This window comes from Nocardia sp. NPDC057227 (assembly GCF_042669725.1).
Lineage (GTDB): Bacteria > Actinomycetota > Actinomycetes > Mycobacteriales > Mycobacteriaceae > Nocardia > Nocardia asteroides_A.
Genome location: NZ_JBHUXA010000001.1, coordinates 17,167 through 34,049, shown reverse-complemented (window position 1 = coordinate 34,049; position 16,883 = coordinate 17,167). Strand labels below are relative to the sequence as shown.

Annotated in this window: 18 protein-coding genes; 15 read left to right on the top strand and 3 right to left on the bottom strand. The window is 72.5% G+C overall.

All coding sequences use genetic code 11. The features are described 5' to 3' along the window. Window positions 1-6 precede the first annotated feature (6 nt). The 5 genes from ACFUJ1_RS00175 to ACFUJ1_RS00155 all read left to right on the top strand — a co-directional run bounded on the left by ACFUJ1_RS00175 (window position 7) and on the right by ACFUJ1_RS00155 (window position 5,422). The gene (locus ACFUJ1_RS00175; protein ID WP_378640808.1) at window positions 7-636 is read left to right on the top strand and encodes a PadR family transcriptional regulator; all 630 of its coding nucleotides are present in this window, start codon (window positions 7-9) and stop codon (window positions 634-636) included. A 200-nt stretch (window positions 637-836) separates the two neighbouring features. Continuing rightward, window positions 837-2,030, top strand: a complete 1,194-nt coding sequence (locus ACFUJ1_RS00170) for an FAD-dependent oxidoreductase (protein ID WP_378640806.1) — start codon at window positions 837-839, stop codon at window positions 2,028-2,030. A gap of 171 nt (window positions 2,031-2,201) precedes the next feature. Continuing rightward, window positions 2,202-2,594 (top strand): Fur family transcriptional regulator, encoded by a 393-nt coding sequence (locus ACFUJ1_RS00165; protein ID WP_378641879.1) that lies wholly within the window; start codon window positions 2,202-2,204, stop codon window positions 2,592-2,594. A gap of 34 nt (window positions 2,595-2,628) precedes the next feature. Then, complete coding sequence (gene katG, locus ACFUJ1_RS00160; protein ID WP_378640804.1) at window positions 2,629-4,848, top strand: catalase/peroxidase HPI; 2,220 nt, start codon at window positions 2,629-2,631, stop codon at window positions 4,846-4,848. A 118-nt stretch (window positions 4,849-4,966) separates the two neighbouring features. Next, window positions 4,967-5,422 carry a hypothetical protein gene (locus ACFUJ1_RS00155; RefSeq protein WP_378640802.1) on the top strand — a complete coding sequence of 152 codons (456 nt, stop codon included), beginning with the start codon at window positions 4,967-4,969 and terminating at the stop codon, window positions 5,420-5,422. An 18-nt stretch (window positions 5,423-5,440) separates the two neighbouring features. Here the strand turns inward: ACFUJ1_RS00155 and ACFUJ1_RS00150 are convergent, their stop codons facing one another. Further along, window positions 5,441-6,610 carry a zinc-dependent alcohol dehydrogenase gene (locus tag ACFUJ1_RS00150; RefSeq protein ID WP_378640800.1) on the bottom strand — a complete coding sequence of 390 codons (1,170 nt, stop codon included), beginning with the start codon at window positions 6,608-6,610 and terminating at the stop codon, window positions 5,441-5,443. Between the two features lie 18 nt (window positions 6,611-6,628). After that, a complete protein-coding gene (locus ACFUJ1_RS00145) occupies window positions 6,629-7,135 on the bottom strand; it encodes a hypothetical protein (protein WP_378640798.1) in 507 nt (168 codons plus the stop codon). 145 nt (window positions 7,136-7,280) lie between these two features. Between ACFUJ1_RS00145 and ACFUJ1_RS00140 the strand changes: the two genes are divergently transcribed. Beyond that, the gene (locus ACFUJ1_RS00140; protein WP_378640796.1) at window positions 7,281-7,982 is read left to right on the top strand and encodes a hypothetical protein; all 702 of its coding nucleotides are present in this window, start codon (window positions 7,281-7,283) and stop codon (window positions 7,980-7,982) included. 253 nt (window positions 7,983-8,235) lie between these two features. Continuing rightward, window positions 8,236-8,955 carry a hypothetical protein gene (locus ACFUJ1_RS00135; RefSeq protein ID WP_378640794.1) on the top strand — a complete coding sequence of 240 codons (720 nt, stop codon included), beginning with the start codon at window positions 8,236-8,238 and terminating at the stop codon, window positions 8,953-8,955. A gap of 37 nt (window positions 8,956-8,992) precedes the next feature. On the opposite strand, the gene ACFUJ1_RS00130 is transcribed toward ACFUJ1_RS00135, so the two are convergent. Beyond that, complete coding sequence (locus tag ACFUJ1_RS00130; RefSeq protein WP_378640792.1) at window positions 8,993-9,385, bottom strand: hypothetical protein; 393 nt, start codon at window positions 9,383-9,385, stop codon at window positions 8,993-8,995. 20 nt (window positions 9,386-9,405) lie between these two features. Here ACFUJ1_RS00130 and ACFUJ1_RS00125 point away from each other — a divergent pair, with 20 nt between their 5' ends. The 8 genes from ACFUJ1_RS00125 (at window position 9,406) to ACFUJ1_RS00090 (ending at window position 16,872) form a co-directional block, all read left to right on the top strand. After that, window positions 9,406-10,008, top strand: coding sequence for a TetR/AcrR family transcriptional regulator (locus ACFUJ1_RS00125; protein ID WP_378640790.1), 603 nt, complete (start codon window positions 9,406-9,408; stop codon window positions 10,006-10,008). Between the two features lie 260 nt (window positions 10,009-10,268). After that, on the top strand, window positions 10,269-11,621 hold the full coding sequence (locus ACFUJ1_RS00120) for a sensor histidine kinase (protein ID WP_378640788.1): 1,353 nt from the start codon (window positions 10,269-10,271) through the stop codon (window positions 11,619-11,621). Then, window positions 11,618-12,034 carry a roadblock/LC7 domain-containing protein gene (locus tag ACFUJ1_RS00115; RefSeq protein WP_233018191.1) on the top strand — a complete coding sequence of 139 codons (417 nt, stop codon included), beginning with the start codon at window positions 11,618-11,620 and terminating at the stop codon, window positions 12,032-12,034. The genes ACFUJ1_RS00120 and ACFUJ1_RS00115 overlap by 4 nt, the downstream gene beginning before the upstream one ends. Continuing rightward, on the top strand, window positions 12,031-12,393 hold the full coding sequence (locus ACFUJ1_RS00110) for a DUF742 domain-containing protein (RefSeq protein WP_233018192.1): 363 nt from the start codon (window positions 12,031-12,033) through the stop codon (window positions 12,391-12,393). Before ACFUJ1_RS00115 ends, ACFUJ1_RS00110 begins: the two co-directional genes overlap by 4 nt. After that, a complete protein-coding gene (locus ACFUJ1_RS00105) occupies window positions 12,374-13,018 on the top strand; it encodes an ATP/GTP-binding protein (protein ID WP_378640786.1) in 645 nt (214 codons plus the stop codon). The genes ACFUJ1_RS00110 and ACFUJ1_RS00105 overlap by 20 nt, the downstream gene beginning before the upstream one ends. Beyond that, complete coding sequence (locus ACFUJ1_RS00100) at window positions 13,015-14,262, top strand: cytochrome P450 (RefSeq protein WP_378640785.1); 1,248 nt, start codon at window positions 13,015-13,017, stop codon at window positions 14,260-14,262. The genes ACFUJ1_RS00105 and ACFUJ1_RS00100 overlap by 4 nt, the downstream gene beginning before the upstream one ends. Before the next feature lie 97 nt (window positions 14,263-14,359). Continuing rightward, the gene (locus tag ACFUJ1_RS00095; RefSeq protein ID WP_378640783.1) at window positions 14,360-15,646 is read left to right on the top strand and encodes a cytochrome P450; all 1,287 of its coding nucleotides are present in this window, start codon (window positions 14,360-14,362) and stop codon (window positions 15,644-15,646) included. 20 nt (window positions 15,647-15,666) lie between these two features. Then, a complete protein-coding gene (locus ACFUJ1_RS00090) occupies window positions 15,667-16,872 on the top strand; it encodes a cytochrome P450 (protein ID WP_378640781.1) in 1,206 nt (401 codons plus the stop codon). Window positions 16,873-16,883 lie beyond the last annotated feature (11 nt).

Below are 16,883 nucleotides of genomic sequence, written 5' to 3'. Positions count from 1 at the left end.
GGGATCGTGGGTGCGCGCAAGGTGGACAACCTGCTGGCGCTGGCGGTGCTCTCGGTCATGGTCGAGCGGCCCATGCACCGCTACGAGATCGCCGCTACCCTGCGCTCGCACGGCAAAGATCAGGACATGGACATCAAGTGGGGTTCGCTCTACACGGTGGTCCGCAATATGGAGAAGGCCGGCTTCCTGGAGATCGTCGGCAGCGAGCGCGCGGGCGGCCGGCCGGAGCGGGTGATCTACCGGATCACCGAGGCGGGCCGCACCGAGCTCGTGGACTGGACCCGGGACCTGGTTGCCCGGCCGCAGCGCGAGCAGAGCCGCTTCGTGGCCGGGCTCTCGGTGCTCGCCGTGCTCTCCCCCGACGAGGTGGTGTCCCTGCTCGAGCAGCGCGCCACCGCGCTCGAGGAGACCTTGGCCGAGATCCGCGCGCAGGTCGGCGCGGTCGAGGGGCTGCCGCGGTTGTTCCTGATCGAGACCGAGTTCGGCGTCGCCATGCTGGAGGCCGAGTTGGGCTGGGTGCGTGGGCTGCGCGCCGAGCTCGCCGACGGGACCTTCCCCGAACTCGACTCCTGGCGGCAGGTGAACCGTGCCCTGTTCGACCCTGCGGCCGAGGGGTGGTCGACGAATCCAGGCTGAGCGGAAGTCACCGCGCGGGCCGCCGCCCGCGAACCACGCACACCGGGCCCGGCAACGGTGCGGCAACACCATCGCCGAGCCCGGATCTACCGTCTCGAACCGCGCCCGCAGAAGCGCACCCGGCCACGAGGCTGGCACCACGAGGGTATCCGGGTGGGCACGCGGGACGGTTCGGGCTGCCCGAATCAGGAGAAATACCCATGTCCACTCCCGCAATCCGCACCGCGATCGTCGCCGGTGGCGGCATCGCCGGAACCGTCGCCGCCACCGCGCTCCGGCTGGTAGGCATCGATGGCCGCGTGTACGAGGCGTACCCGGCCGACAGCTCGTGGCCCGGTTCCGGGCTCGCGCTCGCCCCCAACGGGCTGGCCGCGCTCGACATCATCGGTGCCGGTGACGCCGTGCGCGCCATCGACGTCCCGGTCCAGCGCACCCGCATGTCGGTCGGGCGCCGCACCCACGAGCTGCCCGGCCTCGACGACCTGCCGCCGCTCTCGCTAGTCGACCGCGCCGGCCTGGTCCGGGTGCTGCGCGAGCACGCGGCCGCCGCCGGAGTGCCGTTCGAGTTCGGCGCCCGGCTCACCGGTGCCGACGAGCACGAGGGCGGCGTGACCGCCCGGTTCGCCGACGGCCGTACCGCCACCGCCGACATCCTGATCGGCGCGGACGGCATACGCTCCGCGGTGCGCGGGCTGATAGACCCGGGCGCGCCCGGACCGGACTACACCGGCATGCTCGGCTTCGGCGCCGTCGTCCCGTGCGAGGTCGGCATCCCGGCGGGCACCATGCAGTTCGCCTACGGCAAACGCGCCTACTACCTGTACTGCCCGCTCGGCGACGGGCGGGTCATGTGGGGCGCCAACCTGCCGCACCCCGAGTACCTGACCTCCGCCGAGGCCAGGGCGATTCCCGCCGAGCGGTGGCTGCGCACCCTGCGCGAGACCTACGCCGAGGACACCCCCGGCGCCGCGCTCACCCGCGCCACCACCCCGGAGACGCTGGAGGTCTGGGGTGCGCTGCACATCATGCCGCCGGTGCCGCACTGGCACCGCGACCGGCTGGTCCTGGTCGGCGACGCCGTGCACGCGCCGTCCAACAGCTCCGGCCAGGGCGCCTCGCTCGCGATCGAGAGCGCCGTCGAGCTGGCCCGCTGCCTGCGCGACCTGCCCACCCCGGCCGCGGCCTTCGCCGCCTACGAGGCGCTGCGCCGGCCGCGCGTCGAGGGCATCGCCGCGCGCGCCGCGAAGATCAACCACAGCAAGGCGCCGGGTCCGGTCGCCCGGGTCGTCATGAACCTGCTCATGCCGATCGCCATGCGCCTGATGGACCCGGAGAAGATGCTCGGCACCGAACAGCGCTACCGCATCGACTGGTCCGCGCCGGTCGGCGTGTGATCGCGGGGCGGGCCGGGTACCGCGGCCCGCCCCTGCTACTCCGATTGGAGACCCGGTTCACGGCCGCGCGAGGGTTGCGCGCGACGTGATCAATTCCACCGCAAACCCTTGACTGATTCCAAAGAAAGAACGAGACTCTCGGTTGTGCCGACGGCGACCGAGTTCCAGCAGATGCTGCGGGGCGTGTCGCTTCGGGTGACGGCGCCGCGTATGGCCGTGCTCAGCGCGGTGCACGAAAACCCGCACGCCGACACGGATTCCATCATCCGCGCGGTGCGCGGCCGCCTGGCAGCGGTCTCGCACCAGGCGGTCTACGACTCACTGCACACGCTCACCGCGAGGGGGCTGATCCGGTGCATCCAGCCCCTCGGATCGGTCGCCCGCTACGAGACCAGGGTCGGCGACAACCACCACCACGTGGTGTGCCGCAACTGCGGCGCCATCGCCGACGTCGACTGTGCCACCGGCCCGGCCCCGTGCCTGACCGCGACCGACGACCACGGCTTCTCGATCGACGAGGCCGAGGTCATCTACTGGGGCCGCTGCCCCGCTTGCAAGTCCTGATCGCAGCCCACAACCCCCCTCAGGAAGGAACGTCGTGACCTCCGACAGCCGTCCGCCCGCTCCCGACACCGCTACCGCCAGCAACAGCGAGAGCGAGAACCCGGCGCTCAAGTCCCCGACCGCGCACCCCGAGCGCCGCCCGCACACCAACCAGGACTGGTGGCCGGAGCAGATCGACCTCTCGGTGCTGCACGCGCACTCCTCGAAGTCGAACCCGCTCGGCGCGGACTTCGACTACAAGAAGGAGTTCGCCAAGCTCGACGTCGACGCGGTCAAGGCCGACGTCACCGCCGTGCTGACCGACTCCAAGGACTGGTGGCCCGCCGACTTCGGCCACTACGGCGGGCTCTTCATCCGCCTGAGCTGGCACGCCGCGGGCACCTACCGGATCGCCGACGGCCGCGGCGGCGGCGGGCAGGGCGCGCAGCGCTTCGCCCCGCTGAACAGCTGGCCGGACAACGGCAACCTGGACAAGGCGCGCCGGCTGCTGTGGCCGGTCAAGCAGAAGTACGGCAACAGCCTGTCCTGGGCCGACCTGCTGGTCTTCGCCGGCAACGTGGCGCTGGAGTCCATGGGCTTCCAGACCTTCGGCTTCGGCTTCGGCCGCGCCGACGTGTGGGAGCCGGAGGAGATCTTCTGGGGCCCGGAGGACACCTGGCTCGGCGACGAGCGCTACAGCGGCGAGCGCGAGCTCTCCGGCCCGCTCGGCGCGGTCCAGATGGGGCTGATCTACGTCAACCCCGAGGGCCCGAACGGCCGCCCCGACCCGCTGGCCGCCGCGAAGGACATCCGCGAGACCTTCGCCCGGATGGCGATGAACGACGAGGAGACCGCCGCGCTGATCATCGGCGGGCACTCCTTCGGCAAGACCCACGGCGCGGGCAACGCCGACCTGGTCGGCGTCGAGCCCGAGGGCGCGCCGATCGAACAGCAGGGCCTCGGCTGGAAGAGCGCGCACGGCAGCGGCAAGGCCGGCGACGCCATCACCTCCGGGCTCGAGGTCATCTGGACCTCCACCCCGACCCAGTGGAGCAACGGCTTCCTGCAGAACCTGTACGGCTTCGAGTGGGAGCTGCACAAGAGCCCGGCAGGCGCCTGGCAGTGGAAGCCGAAGGACGGCGCGGGCGAGGGCACCGTCCCCGACCCGTTCGACGGGCCGCGCCGCGCCCCCGGCATGCTCACCACCGACCTGGCGCTGCGCGAGGACCCGATCTACGGCGAGATCACCCGCCGCTGGCTGGACCACCCCGAGCAGCTCGCCGAGGCGTTCGCCAAGGCCTGGTACAAGCTGCTGCACCGCGACCTCGGCCCGGTCAGCCGCTACCTCGGCCCCTGGGTGCCCGAGCCGCAGCTGTGGCAGGACCCGGTTCCCGCCGTCGACCACGAGCTGGTCGGCGAGCAGGACGTCGCCGCGCTCAAGGCCAAGGTGCTCGAGTCCGGGCTCTCGGTCGCGCAGCTGGTCAAGACCGCGTGGGCGGCGGCGTCGAGCTTCCGCAGCACCGACTTCCGCGGTGGCGCCAACGGCGCGCGGCTGCGGCTCGACCCGCAGAAGAACTGGGAGGTCAACGAGCCGGCCGAGCTGGCGAAGGCGCTCCCGGTGCTGGAGCAGATCCAGCAGGACTTCAACGCCGCGGGTGGCGCGAAGATCTCGCTGGCCGACACCATCGTGCTCGCGGGCAACGCCGCGGTGGAGAAGGCCGCGAAGGACGCGGGCCACGAGGTAACCATCGCGTTCTCCCCCGGGCGCACCGACGCCACCCAGGAGGACACCGACGTGGAGTCGTTCGGGGTGCTCGAGCCCCGCGCCGACGGCTTCCGCAACTACGTCCGCCCGGGTGAGAAGGCGACGCTGGAGCGGCTGCTGCTGGACCGCGCCTACCTGCTCGACGTCACCGCGCCGCAGCTCACCGCGCTGATCGGCGGGCTGCGCGTGCTCGGCGCCAACTACGCGGGCAAGGAGCACGGCGTCTTCACCGACCGCCCCGGCGTGCTCTCCACCGACTTCTTCGTCAACCTGCTCGATCAGGACATCGAGTGGAAGGCCTCGAAGTCCGAGGAGAACGTCTACGAGGGCACGAAGGGCGGCGCGACGGTCTACACCGCCACCGCCAACGACCTGGTCTTCGGCTCGCACTCGCAGCTGCGGGCGCTCGCCGAGGTCTACGCCCAGAACGACGCGGGCGCGAAGTTCGTGAACGACTTCGCCGCCGCGTGGGCCAAGATCACCGACAACGATCGCTTCGACCTGCGCTGATCCCCGCTCACGAAACCGGGCCGGTCCTTCGGGGCCGGCCCGGTCTCGTTCGGGCCGTACACTAACCTTCAGTCAAGCTGAAGGTCCGCACGGGCCGGGTCGAGAGGGAAGTCCGCCGATGACGAAAGTTCTGCTCGCGCTGCACGTCGTGGCCGCGATCGTGGCGATCGGTCCGGTCACGGTCGCCGCGAGCATGTTCCCGCCCGCTGCCCGGCGCGCGGACGGCGAGTCGGGTGTCGCGCAGGTGGCGCTGCTGTACCGGATCTGCCGGGTCTATGCCGCCATCGGCATCGCGGTGCCGCTGTTCGGGCTGGCCACCGCGATCGCGCTCGGCGTGCTCGCCGACACCTGGGTGGTGTTCTCCATCGCGCTCACCGCGGCCGCCGCGGGCGTGCTCGGGCTGATGATCCTGCCCGGCCAGGCCGAACTGCTGGCCCGGCTGCGCGGTGCGGGCCCGGTGCTCGTGCGCGCCGACACCGCGCAGCTGGCCATGCTCACCGGCGTCTTCAACCTGCTCTGGGTGGTGGTCACGGTGCTGATGATCGTGCGCCCCGGGTCGACCACCGGGGTGTGAGCGAACGGGCACCCTGTTTCAGGGGCGGAACACCGCGCGCACGCAGCCGTCCTTCTTGTTCTTGAACAGGTCGTAGCCGCGCACCGCGTCGTCCAGCGGCAGGTCGTGGGTGATCAGCCAGGACGGGTCCAGATCGCCCCGCTGCACGTAGTCGAACATGCGCGGGACGTAGCGCTGCCCGTGCTGCTGGGCGGTGCGCAGGGTGAGGCTCTTGTTGGTGAGCACGCCCATCGGGAACTTGTCGGTGACGCCGTAGACGCCGAGCACCGAGACCACCCCGCCCTTGCGACAGGCCAGGATGGCCTCGCGCAGCGGGGTCGCCCGGTCGGTCTCCAGCCGCAGCGCCTGCTTGGCGCGGTCGTAGAGCTGCTGCACGCCGGTGCCGTGCGCCTCCATCCCGACCGCCTCGATCACCGCGTCCGGGCCGCGCCCGCCGGTCGCCTCGCGCAGCGCGTCCTGCACGCTGTCCACCGCGCTGTAGTCGAGCACCTCGGCGCCGACCTTCCGCTCGGCCAGCGCGAGACGCTCCGGCAGCCGGTCGATCACGATCACCCGCTCCGCGCCGAGCAGCAGCGCCGAGCGCGCCGCCATCAGCCCGACCGCGCCGCCGCCCCACACCGCGATCACGTCGCCGGGGGTGATGTCGCAGAAATCCGCGCCCATCAGCCCGGTCGGCACCGCGTCGGAGAGGAACAGCGCCTGCTCGTCGGTGATGCCGTCCGGCACGACGAAGCAGTTCGCGTCGGCGAAGGGCACCCGCACGTACTCGGCGTGCGAGCCCTGGTAGCCGCCGAACGGGTGCGTGTAGCCGTAGATGCCGCCGGTCGGGTGGCCGAGCAGCGGCTGTTGCAGCTCGGGGTTGGGGTTGGTGGTGTCGCAGGCCGACGGCAGGTCGTGGCGGCAGTACCAGCACGAACCGCAGGAGATGAAGGACGGCACGGTCACCCGCTCACCGATCCGGCGCTCCCGCACCGCGGGCCCCACCTCGACGATCTCGCCGGTGAACTCGTGGCCGAAGACGTCGCCCGCCCGCATGCCGGGCAGGTAGCCGTCGATGAAGTGCAGGTCGGAGCCGCAGGTGGTGGTGAGCGTGACCTTCACGATCGCGTCGTGCGGGTTCAGCGGGGTCGGGTCGTCCACGGTCTCGACCGCGAGGTCGTTCACGCCGTTCCAGACGAGTGCGCGCATTCGGGGCGTCTCCTTCGATCAGTGGTCCGACTCGCGGGCGGCGGGCTGCGGCTGCAGGGTCGGGATCTCCCCGGTCTGCAGCAGTGCCCGCGCCCGGTACAGCACCTTGAAAACGGCGGCGTCGGTGAGGATCCCGGGGACCGGGGCCGCTACCCGCGCGGTCACCTCGGTGCCCCGATCGGCCGGGGCCGGGGCGAAGGTCAGCCGGATGTGCGGGCCGTCGGGGTCGTCGGTGGTGCCGAAGAGCAACCCTTCGGCATCGGCGCTCAGGGTGGTCTCCCACTCGGTGTCCCGCTCCCCGTGCAACACCCAGGTGTAGCCGTCGCTGCCGCGCGGCCGCACCTCGCCGACCGTGCCGAGTACCAGGGACAGCTGCTCCGGGTCGTGCCAGAACCGCTCCACCTCGGCGCGCGGACGCTCGATCGTGATCGACTGTGCGCGTTCGCCTTTGCTGCCGAACACAGTGCTCGCCAGCCCGCTCAGGCGTTTGGTGGCGGTGCCGACGGTCTTGTCGACGATGCTCATGCGGATCTCCTCCCGTCGTCGTTCGGCGGGCGGCTACCCCTGGGCTGTACGGGCAAACGGGGTTTCCGGGGCCGCGGCGAGGGCAAGCGGAGTGCATCGCCGCCGGTTATCGACCGGCGAACAATCGCCTACCCGGAGGCTTCCCGTGTTCGCTCGCCGTCTCGTCCTCGCCGGCGTCGTCGTCGGCGCCTGCCTGCACGGGGCCCCCGTCGCCGGCGCCGGCCCCGCCGCGGACGCCGTGCCGGCGCGCACCGCCTTCTCCGTGCGGACCCCGCTCGGCGGCTGGGGCACCGGCACCGAGAATCAGCCGCGCGCCGCGCTCTCGCTGGCCAAGCTCTACCTCGCCGACTACGCGGTGCGGCACGGCGACGGCTCGCCCGCCGACCTCGCCGCCGCCGAGCGCGCCATCCGCCGCTCCGACGACGCGGCCGCCGATACCCTCGGCGCCCGCTACCCGCAGGCCGTCGCGGCGACCGCCGCCGAATTCGGGCTCGCGCAGACCGGCGGCGGCTACTGGGGAACCGCGACCACGAGCACCGCCGATGTCGCCACCTTCCTGCTGGCCAAGGAGACCTGCGACCCGGACTCGCCGATCCTGCTCTGGATGGCCACCGCCGCACCGGTCGCGGCCGACGGCACCGCGCAGGACTGGGGCACCGCCGACGTCCCCGGCGTCATCGGCACCAAGTGGGCCTGGTCCGACACCGGCATCGCCGAGGTCGCCTCCGCCTCCTTCGGCCCCGGCTTCGTGGTGGTCGCGCACACCACCGGCAGCACCGGCGAGCACACCGCCGATGTCTTCGCCGGGGTGGCGGCGGCCATGGCGGACACGGTCCTGCCCGGCTGAAACCGGCACCGGCGAGCCGGGTGCGCCCTGCCGGAAGCGCTTGCGGCGGTCGCAGGGCAGGCCCGAAGGCGTAACCCGCCGCCCGCGCCGGAACGTGCTACTTTGCTCCGAGTTCGCCATCGCGGCCGAACCTCCGCGCAGCGGCACCGACGCGGGGCCGCGCCAGGTTTTGCCGTCGCGAACCCGGGCATGCGGTCTTTATCCATCCCCGGTTCTCCGCCGGGACGCGTCATCGATTCCGCCGGAGGTTCCCGTGTTCGCACGGTTGCTCTGTACCGCGCTCGCCGTCGGTATCTGCTGTGTCCTTCCCGCATCGGTCGCGGGCGCCGATCCCGCGTCGGTGACCATCGCCACCGACGACGTGCCCGCCAGGACCGCGTTCTCGACCCGCACCCTCCGCGGCGACGGCTGCGGCTCCGCCAACGAGAACGAGCCGCGCGCCGCGCTCTCGCTGGCCAAGCTCTACCTCGTCGACTACGCCCTGCGGAACGGCACCCACGGGACGATGGACCTGGCGGCGGGCGAGCGCGCCATCCGCTTCTCCGACGACGCCGCGGCCGACACCCTGGACGCCGCCTACCCGGACGCGGTGGACGCGATCGCCGCCGAGTACGGGCTCACCCACACCCGAGGCGGCTACTGGGGCACCTCGACCACCAGCACCGCCGACGTGGCCACCTTCCTGCTCGCCAAGCTCGGCGCCGATCGGGATTCGCCCATCCTGGAGTGGATGGCCGACGCCGCGCCGGTCGCGGCCGACGGCACCGAGCAGAACTGGGGCACCGCGGAGCTGCCCGGGGTACTCGGCACCAAGTGGGCCTGGTCGGACACCGGGATCTCGGAGGTGGCCTCGGCCTCGTTCGGCGCGGGTTACGTCGTGGTCGCCAACACCATCGGCAGCACCGGCGAGCACACCGAGGACGTCTTCGCCGGGGTCGGCGCCGCCACGCGCAAGGTCACGAACTCGCGCTGACGGAAGAGACCGCGGAACGGTGCCCGGCGCCGAATTCTCAGCTCCGGCCCGCCGGTGTGCCCGACACCGCCGCCCCGATCCGGCGCAACATCTCGCGCACCACGATCCGGTGCCCGCCGGACCCGATCACCAGCGCCTTGTAGACGGTTCCGCGCAACCCGGGGAACTCGGCCCAGGTCTGCGCGCGCACCCGGGTGCCGCTCGCCTCGAGATCGTCGAGCTCGAAGATCAGCGCGTAGCGGGAGAACCAGTGCCTGCCGCGCAGGACCAGCCGGTGCGGTGCATCGGCTTCGTCGACGCGGAAGCCGCGCGGGACGGTCGCGGGGTCGTCCGGGTCGCGGCAGACCACGGTCAGCAGGGCGCGCCACACCCGGGCCGGATCGGCGTCGAAGGATCTGGCATGCTCATCGATATAGGGTAAACGCTCCATATAGAAGGAACGTACTAGTAGTGGCACCTCCCCGCAAGCACGACACCGATGTGATCCTCGACGCCGCACGGGCTCTCGTGCTCGCCGACGGCCCGCGCGCCGCGAGCGTCGCCGCCATCGCCGCGGCCAGCGGCGCCCCGGTCGGCACGCTCTACCACCGCTTCGGCAACCGCGACGGCGTGCTCGGCGCGCTCTGGCTGCGGGCGCTGGAGCGCTTCCAGCACCGGGCGCTGGCCGCCGCCGAGGCCGCCGACCCCGTCCAGGCGGGTATCGCCATGGCGCTCGCCACCCTGGAGTTCGGGCGCGACCTGCCCGACGACGCCCGGCTGCTGCTCGGCGTCGGCCCGGCCGACCTCCTCGACAGCGGCCCCGGCGCCGCCTTCCGCGCCCGCCGCGACGAACTGAACGTCCCCCTGCGCGCCCGCCTCGACGCCCTCGCCACCGCTTTGACCGGCAGCGCCGACGCCCGCGCGGTCGAGGCCGTCACCCGCGCCGTCGTCGACCTCCCCTACGCCGCGCTGCGCAGGCACGCCCCGGCCCCGCCGGAGTGGCTGGAGGCCGATCTCGCGGTCGCCGTGCGCGCGCTGCTGACCGTCCCGAACCTGGGCGTCCGACTAGATTGATTCACCTTTCCGGCCCTCTGGGCGGTGTCCGCCCCGGTCGGGGAACTTGGAGTGGCGGCTTTACCCACTGGCCGCTATTCTCAACCGCGAAATTTTCGGATCTGCTTGCCGGGCTGCGACTTCGGTTATCCAGATCGCCGCAGCAAGGGTCGGAGGCGCCGACACGACGCCCTCCGGCGAGCGCGAAAGTGCAGGACGTGTCGGATTCTTCGCAACCGCGGGCAAGCGAGCCCGCGAGTCCAGGGTCGCGCCCCCTCGTGGTGGCGCTGCTGTCGATCGTGGTGGTCATCGTCGGGTTGGTCGTTCCACCCGGCGTGCTGACCTCCGGTGATACCAGGGTCATTCTCTCCGTGGTGGGAGCGGCGGGTGGTCTGCTGTTCACCGTCGCGGTGCTCATCGGGCTGCGCTTCCACCGCAAGGCCGCCGAGGCCGCGGCCGCGGTGGCCGCCGCCGAGACGCGGACGCTGGAGGCGCAGGACCGAACCCTGGAGGCGCAGCAGCGGACCGCCGAGGCCGAGCACCGGGTGGCGGGAGCGGAGGCCGAGCGCGCGCAGGAGGGCGCCGCCACCGACGACGCGGTCGGCCGGGCCAGGGAGAGCGAGCACCGCAGGGCCGCCGCGATGGCCGCCTTCGCGGGCGCCGCCGGGCGGATGCAGGCCATGACCACCAGCATGCTGGCCGAGCTGCGCGAGATGGAGCACCGGCACGCCGACCCCAAGGTGCTGGCCGACCTGCTGCACCTCGACCACCGCACCGCGCAGGCCGGGCGGCTCGCCGACAGCATCGCGGTGCTCTCCGGGGCGCGCTCCGGGCGGCGCTGGGCCAAGCCGATCGCGATGGAATCCATCATGCGCGGCGCGATGGGACGGGTCGCCGGCTACCAGCGGGTCCGGCTGCGCGCCGTCGCCGACGTCGGGATCGCCGGGCACGCCGCCGAGGGCGTCATGCACGCGCTCGCCGAGCTGCTCGACAATGCCTGCAACTTCTCCCCGCCCACCACCGAGGTGCACGTCTACGCGGCCGAGGTGCCCGCGGGCGTGGTCGTCACCATCGAGGACAGCGGCCTGGTGATGAGCGAATCGGCGCTGCGCCGGGCCGAGTTCGCGGTCTCCGGCGCCGGCGCGGGCGGCCGCGGCATCTCCTCGGCCGACCTCGCCTCGCTGACCGGAACCAGGCTCGGGCTCGCCGTGGTCGGGCACCTGGCCCGCAAGCACGGCCTCACCGTCTCCTACCGGCCGTCGGCCATCGGCGGCACCGCCGTGGTGATCGTGGTGCCGCGTGACCTCACCGCGCGGGTGGACCGCACCCGCCGCCCCCAGCTCGCCCCCGCCGGACCGGCGGAGGCGGCACTCGCCGTCGAGCGCGTCGAGGCCGAACCGGCCGCGCTGCCCGACGGCGACGCACCGCTGCCCAAGCGCCGCCGCGGCAGCACGCTCGCGGCGGTGCACCCGGCCGGGATCGGCGCCGACGCCGCCCCTGCCCCGGCCACGGGCACCGCACACACGGTCGAGCCATCCGCGCTCGGCGCCTTCCAGCGTGCGGTCACCGGCCGCGACGATGCCGTCGCGCCGCCGCACTCCTCCCCCTCACCCGCCCTGGAGAACGATCGATGACTACCTCCACCCCCGCGCAACTGGGCTGGCTGCTGGAACAGCTGCTCGCCCGCACGCCGCACGCCAGGCACGCGCTCCTGCTCTCCGGGGACGGGCTGAAGATCTGCCACACCCCCGAGCTCTCGGTCGACAAGGCCGACCAGCTCGCCGCCATCGCGGCGGGCATCCAGAGCCTCTCGCACGGCGCCTCCGCCGAGTTCGGCGACGGCCGCAGCGGCGTCAGGCAGTCGATGACCGAGTTCTACGGCGGCATCCTGTTCATCGTCGAGGCCGGGCGCGGCTCGCACATCGCGGTACTCGCCGCCGAGGAGGCCGACGCGGGCCTGGTCGGGCACAACATGCGCGAGATCGTCGAGCAACTCGGCGAGCACCTCGCCATGGCGCCGCGGGTCGCGGGAGCGAGCCTGTCGTGACCAGGCCAGGTCGCGACGACGACCCCGATCGGCTCTATACGCTCACCGGCGGCCGCACCCGCCCCGATTCCGACGCGTTCGACCTGGTGACGCTGGTGGTCGGCGAGTGCGAGCCCGCGCCGGGCATGCAGTCCGAGCACACCGCCATCCTCGAGCTGTGCCGGGCGCCGATCGCGGTGGTCGAGATCGCGGCCGAGTTGCGGCTACCGGTCGGTATCACCACGATTCTGCTGTCGGATCTGTTGCACGCCGGGAAGATCACGGTGCGCCATCCGCACGGGGCGGACGGCGCCTACCGGATGCCGCCCGCAGACTCGACCACTCTGGAGAAGGTGCTCGTTGGACTCCGCAATCTCTGACCACCGGCCCAGCCGTGCCGATGCCCCCCTGCAGGCCAGCACCAACCAGGGGCTGAAGATCGTGGTGGTCGGCGGATTCGGCGTCGGCAAGACCACGCTCGTGCGCGCGGTGAGCGAGATCCGCCCGCTCGACACCGAGGCCACCATGACCGACGCCGGGCTCGGCATCGACGACACCAGCGGCGCGCCCGGCAAGACCACCACCACCGTCGCCTTCGACTTCGGCCGCATCACCATCGACGCCGAGCACGTGCTCTACCTGTTCGGCGCGCCCGGCCAGGAGCGGTTCTGGTTCCTCTGGGACCGGCTCTTCGCCGGCGCGCTCGGCGCCATCGTGCTCGTCGACCGCCGCCGGATCGCCGACTCCTGGTACGCCATCGACCGGCTGGAGGCGCAGCGCACCCGCTTCGTCGTCGCCTGCAACAACTTCGGCGGCGCCGCCCGGCTGGAGGAGGTGCGCGACGCGCTCGACCTCGATCCGGGCGTCCCGCTGCTCGACTGCGACGCCCGCTCGCGGGACTCGGCCAAGCACGTGCTCATCGCGCTGGTCGAGCACCTGCACCACACCGCGACCGGCGCCGCACCGCCCGGGCGCGGCATCGTCGCTCCGGGGGCGCGATTTTGACCAACTCCGAACCCCGGTCGCGCGCGGACGCGGTGCCGCTCGTCGGCCCGCGCTTCCACACCGACCCGCAGCGGCACTACGCCGAGCTGCGGGCCGAGCACGGCCCGGTGGTGCCGGTGGAGCTACCGGGTGACATCCCGGCCTGGCTGGTGATCGGGTATCGCGAACTGCACCAGGTGATCACCGACACCACCCTGTTCCCGCGTGACGTCTCGCTGTGGAACCAGTGGCCGCGCATCCCCGACGACTGGCCGCTGCTGCCCATGGTCGGCAGGCACTTCACCTCCCCCGAGCAGTCCCGCAGGCACAGCACCGTCGTCGAGTTCGCGCTGGAGTCGGTGGACGCCTTCGCGCTGCGCAGCTCCACCGAGACGCTCGCCGACCGGCTGATCGACGGCTTCTCCGGGGCCGGCCACGCCGACCTGGTCACCGACTTCGCCGAGCCCGTCCCGGCGCTCGCGCTGGCCTGGATGCTCGGCTTCCCGCCGGACGCGGGCGACAAGCTGGCCCGGATCATGAAGGCCATGGCCGACGGCGGCGCCGACGCGCAGTCCGCGCACGTCGGTTTCGCCGAGCACATCGGGCACCTGCTCGGCCGGGCCCGCGCGCACCCCGGCACCGACATCGCCTCGCTGCTGCTGGCCCGCCCCGAGGCCTTCACCGACGACGAGGAGTACGTCCTCGTGCTCATGGCGATCATGCTCGCCGGGCACCTGACCACCGCGGACTGGCTGAGCAACACGGTGCGGCTCATGCTCACCGACGACCGTTTCGCCGCCGCGCTCGGCGCCGGGCGGCACAGCGTCGGGCAGGCCATGAACGAGGTGCTCTGGGAGGACACCCCGAGCCAGATCCTCTGCGGCCGCTGGGCCGCGCACGACACCAGGCTCGCCGACCGGGTGATCCGCGCGGGCGACCTGCTCATGCTCGGGCTGGCCGCCGCCAACGCCGACCCGCACATCCGCCAGCACATCGACGGCACCGTCGGCGAGGACCCGGTGTACTCCGGCAACCAGGCGCACTTCTCCTTCGGCCACGGCACGCACCGCTGCCCGTACGCCGCCCAGCAGATCGCCGAGATCATCGCGCGCACCGCGATCGAGGTGCTGCTGGACCGGCTGCCCGACCTGGACCTCGCGGTCCCGGCCGCCGCCCTGACCCGGCGGCCGTCCCCGTTCCTGCGCGGCACCACCGCGCTGCCCGTCCGCTTCACCCCGGTGCCCGCCATCGGCGCCGCCCGGTGAGCGTCAGCCCCGCCCCTGACCGTCAGCTGCGGCCGCAAGGCCGCCGGACCCACCGGAGAACCTCGATGCCCGATCTCGTTCCCGCCCCTGGTGTCTCGTGACGCGCCCCGACAACACCGCGAGGATGGCGGGCTGCCCGGTGAACCCGCAGGCCGCGGTGCCGCTCAGCGGCCCCCGCTTCCACACCGACCCGCACCGGCTCTACACCGAGATGCGCCGCGACCACGGCCCGGTGGTCGCCGTCGAGCTGCCCGGCGGGGTGCCCGCCTGGCTGGTCATCGGCTACCGCGAGCTGCACCAGGTGACCAGCGACCCCGACCTCTTCCCGCGCGACGTCGGGCTGTGGAACCAGTGGCCGCACATCCCCGAGGACTGGCCGCTGCTGCCCATGGTCGGGCGGCCCATGCCGTCGATCTACTTCAGCGCGGGCGCCGAGCACCGCAGGCACCTGGCCATGGTCGAGCCCGCGCTGGAGGCGGTCGACCCGTTCGCGCTGCGCCGCACCTGCGAGCTGCTCGCCGACCGGCTCGTCGACGGCTTCTGCGGCCGCGGTGAGGCCGACCTGGTCGCCGAGTACGCCGAGCCGCTCCCGGTGCTCGCGCTGGCCTGGATGCTCGGCTTCCCGGACGAGGACGGCGCGCAGCTGGCCTGGACCATGAAGACCCTCGCCGACGGCGGCGCCGACGCCCAGGCCGCGCACCTCTCCTTCGGCGAGCTGATGCAGAACCTGCTCGCGCTGGCCAAGTCCCGGCGCGGCGACGACCTGGTGGCCAGGCTGCTCGCGCACCACGAGCGCTTCTCCGACGAGGAGTACGTGCTCGACCTCATGGCGATCACCGCCGCCGGGCACCTGCCCACCGCGGACTGGATCGGCAACTCGGTCCGGCTCATGCTCACCGACGACCGCTTCGCCGCCGCGCTCGGCGCCGGGCGGCACAGCATCGGCCAGGCCATGAACGAGGTGCTCTGGGAGGACACCCCCACCCAGATCCTGGCCGGGCGCTGGGCCGCCCGCGACACCAGGCTCGGCGACGAGACCATCAGGGCGGGCGACATGCTGCTGCTCGGGCTGGCCGCCGCCAACGCCGACCCGCACGTGCGCCAGCACGCCGACGGCGCAGGGGGCCACGCCGACCCGACCTACTCCGGCAACAGCGCGCACTTCGCGTTCAGCCACGGCGAGTACCGCTGCCCGTACCCGGCGCAGCAGATCGCCGAGATCATCGCCAGGACCGGGCTCGAGGTGCTGCTCGACCGGCTGCCCGACCTGGATCTGGCGGTCGCCCCCGGCAGCCTGGTGCGCAGACCGTCGGCCTTCCTGCGCGGAATGACGTCGCTCCCTGTACATTTCACGCCAGTCCCCGCAGTCGGAGGTTTTCTGTGAGTTCATCGTGCCCGCATGCCATGGCCATCGATCCGATGGTCGGCGATCTCGCGGGTGAGACCGATCGGCTGCGCGCGGCGGGCGCGCTGACCCGCATCGAGCTGCTCGGCGTGCCCGCCTGGACCGTCACCGAGCACAACCTGGCCAGGCAGCTGCTCACCGACCCGCGGCTGGTCAAGGACATCGGCTCCTGGAAGCTGTTCACCGACGGCGTCGTCACCAGGGAGTGGCCACTGATCGGCATGATCGACGTCAAGCGCTCGATGTTCACCGTGGACGGCGCCGAACACCGCAGGCTCCGGATCAAGACCACCCAGGCGCTGTCGCGGCGCAGGCTGGACGCGCTGCGCCCGATCGTCGAGCGCTACGTCGCCGAGCTCCTCGACGACCTCGAGGCCGCGGGCGCCGCAGGCGATCCGGTCGATCTCAAGCAGGTCTTCGCCTACCCGCTGCCCATGCGGGTCGTCAGCGAGCTCATGGGCGTGCCGCACACCGACAACGAGCAGCTGCTCACCTGGTACAAGGCGTTCTTCTCGCTGCTCACCCCGCAGGACGAGCGGCTGGCCACCATCGACGAGCTGACCACCTACTACACCGCGCTGGTCCGCAAGAAGACCGCGACCCCGGCCGACGACCTCACCTCCGCGCTGATCCACGAGAACGGCGACGGCGAGGAGCCGCTCACCGAGGAGGAGGTGATCGGCAACCTGGAGGCGCTGGTCGCCGCGGGCCACGAGACCACCGTCAACCTGATCCTGGCCACCGTGCGGGCGCTGCTGAGCAACCCCGAGCAGCTGGCGCGGATCCGTGCCGACGAGGTCTCCTGGGCCGACGCCGTCGAGGAGACGCTGCGCTTCGACGGTCCGGTGATCCACCTGCTCATGCGCTTCGCCACCGAGGACATCGTGCTGGACCAGGGCGTCATCCCGGCCGGTGACGGCGTGGTGATCTCCTACCGGGCGATCGGCCGCGACACCGGCGTGCACGGCGCGGACGCCGACGTCTACGACAGCAGCCGCCCCACCGCGCACCGCAACATCTCCTTCGGCTTCGGCCCGCACATCTGCCCCGGCGCCACGCTGGCCCGGCTGGAGGCGGCGGTCGCGCTGCCCGCGCTCTTCGCCCGCTTCCCGAATCTGCGCGCGGCAGGCGACCTCGCGGCGCTGCCCAACATGCCGGTGCTCACCCAGAACGACCTCTCCGCGCTGCCGGTCCTGCTCACCTGAGTTTCGTTGCG

Coding starts and splice junctions, on each gene's coding strand:
- ACFUJ1_RS00150 (WP_378640800.1), bottom strand. CDS start 6,610: ATGCGCGCACTCGTCTGGAACGGCGTGAACGACCTCGCGGTCGAGACC.
- ACFUJ1_RS00145 (WP_378640798.1), bottom strand. CDS start 7,135: ATGAGCATCGTCGACAAGACCGTCGGCACCGCCACCAAACGCCTGAGC.
- ACFUJ1_RS00165 (WP_378641879.1), top strand. CDS start 2,202: ATGCTGCGGGGCGTGTCGCTTCGGGTGACGGCGCCGCGTATGGCCGTG.
- ACFUJ1_RS00130 (WP_378640792.1), bottom strand. CDS start 9,385: ATGGAGCGTTTACCCTATATCGATGAGCATGCCAGATCCTTCGACGCC.
- ACFUJ1_RS00115 (WP_233018191.1), top strand. CDS start 11,618: ATGACTACCTCCACCCCCGCGCAACTGGGCTGGCTGCTGGAACAGCTG.
- ACFUJ1_RS00170 (WP_378640806.1), top strand. CDS start 837: ATGTCCACTCCCGCAATCCGCACCGCGATCGTCGCCGGTGGCGGCATC.
- ACFUJ1_RS00155 (WP_378640802.1), top strand. CDS start 4,967: ATGACGAAAGTTCTGCTCGCGCTGCACGTCGTGGCCGCGATCGTGGCG.
- ACFUJ1_RS00090 (WP_378640781.1), top strand. CDS start 15,667: ATGGCCATCGATCCGATGGTCGGCGATCTCGCGGGTGAGACCGATCGG.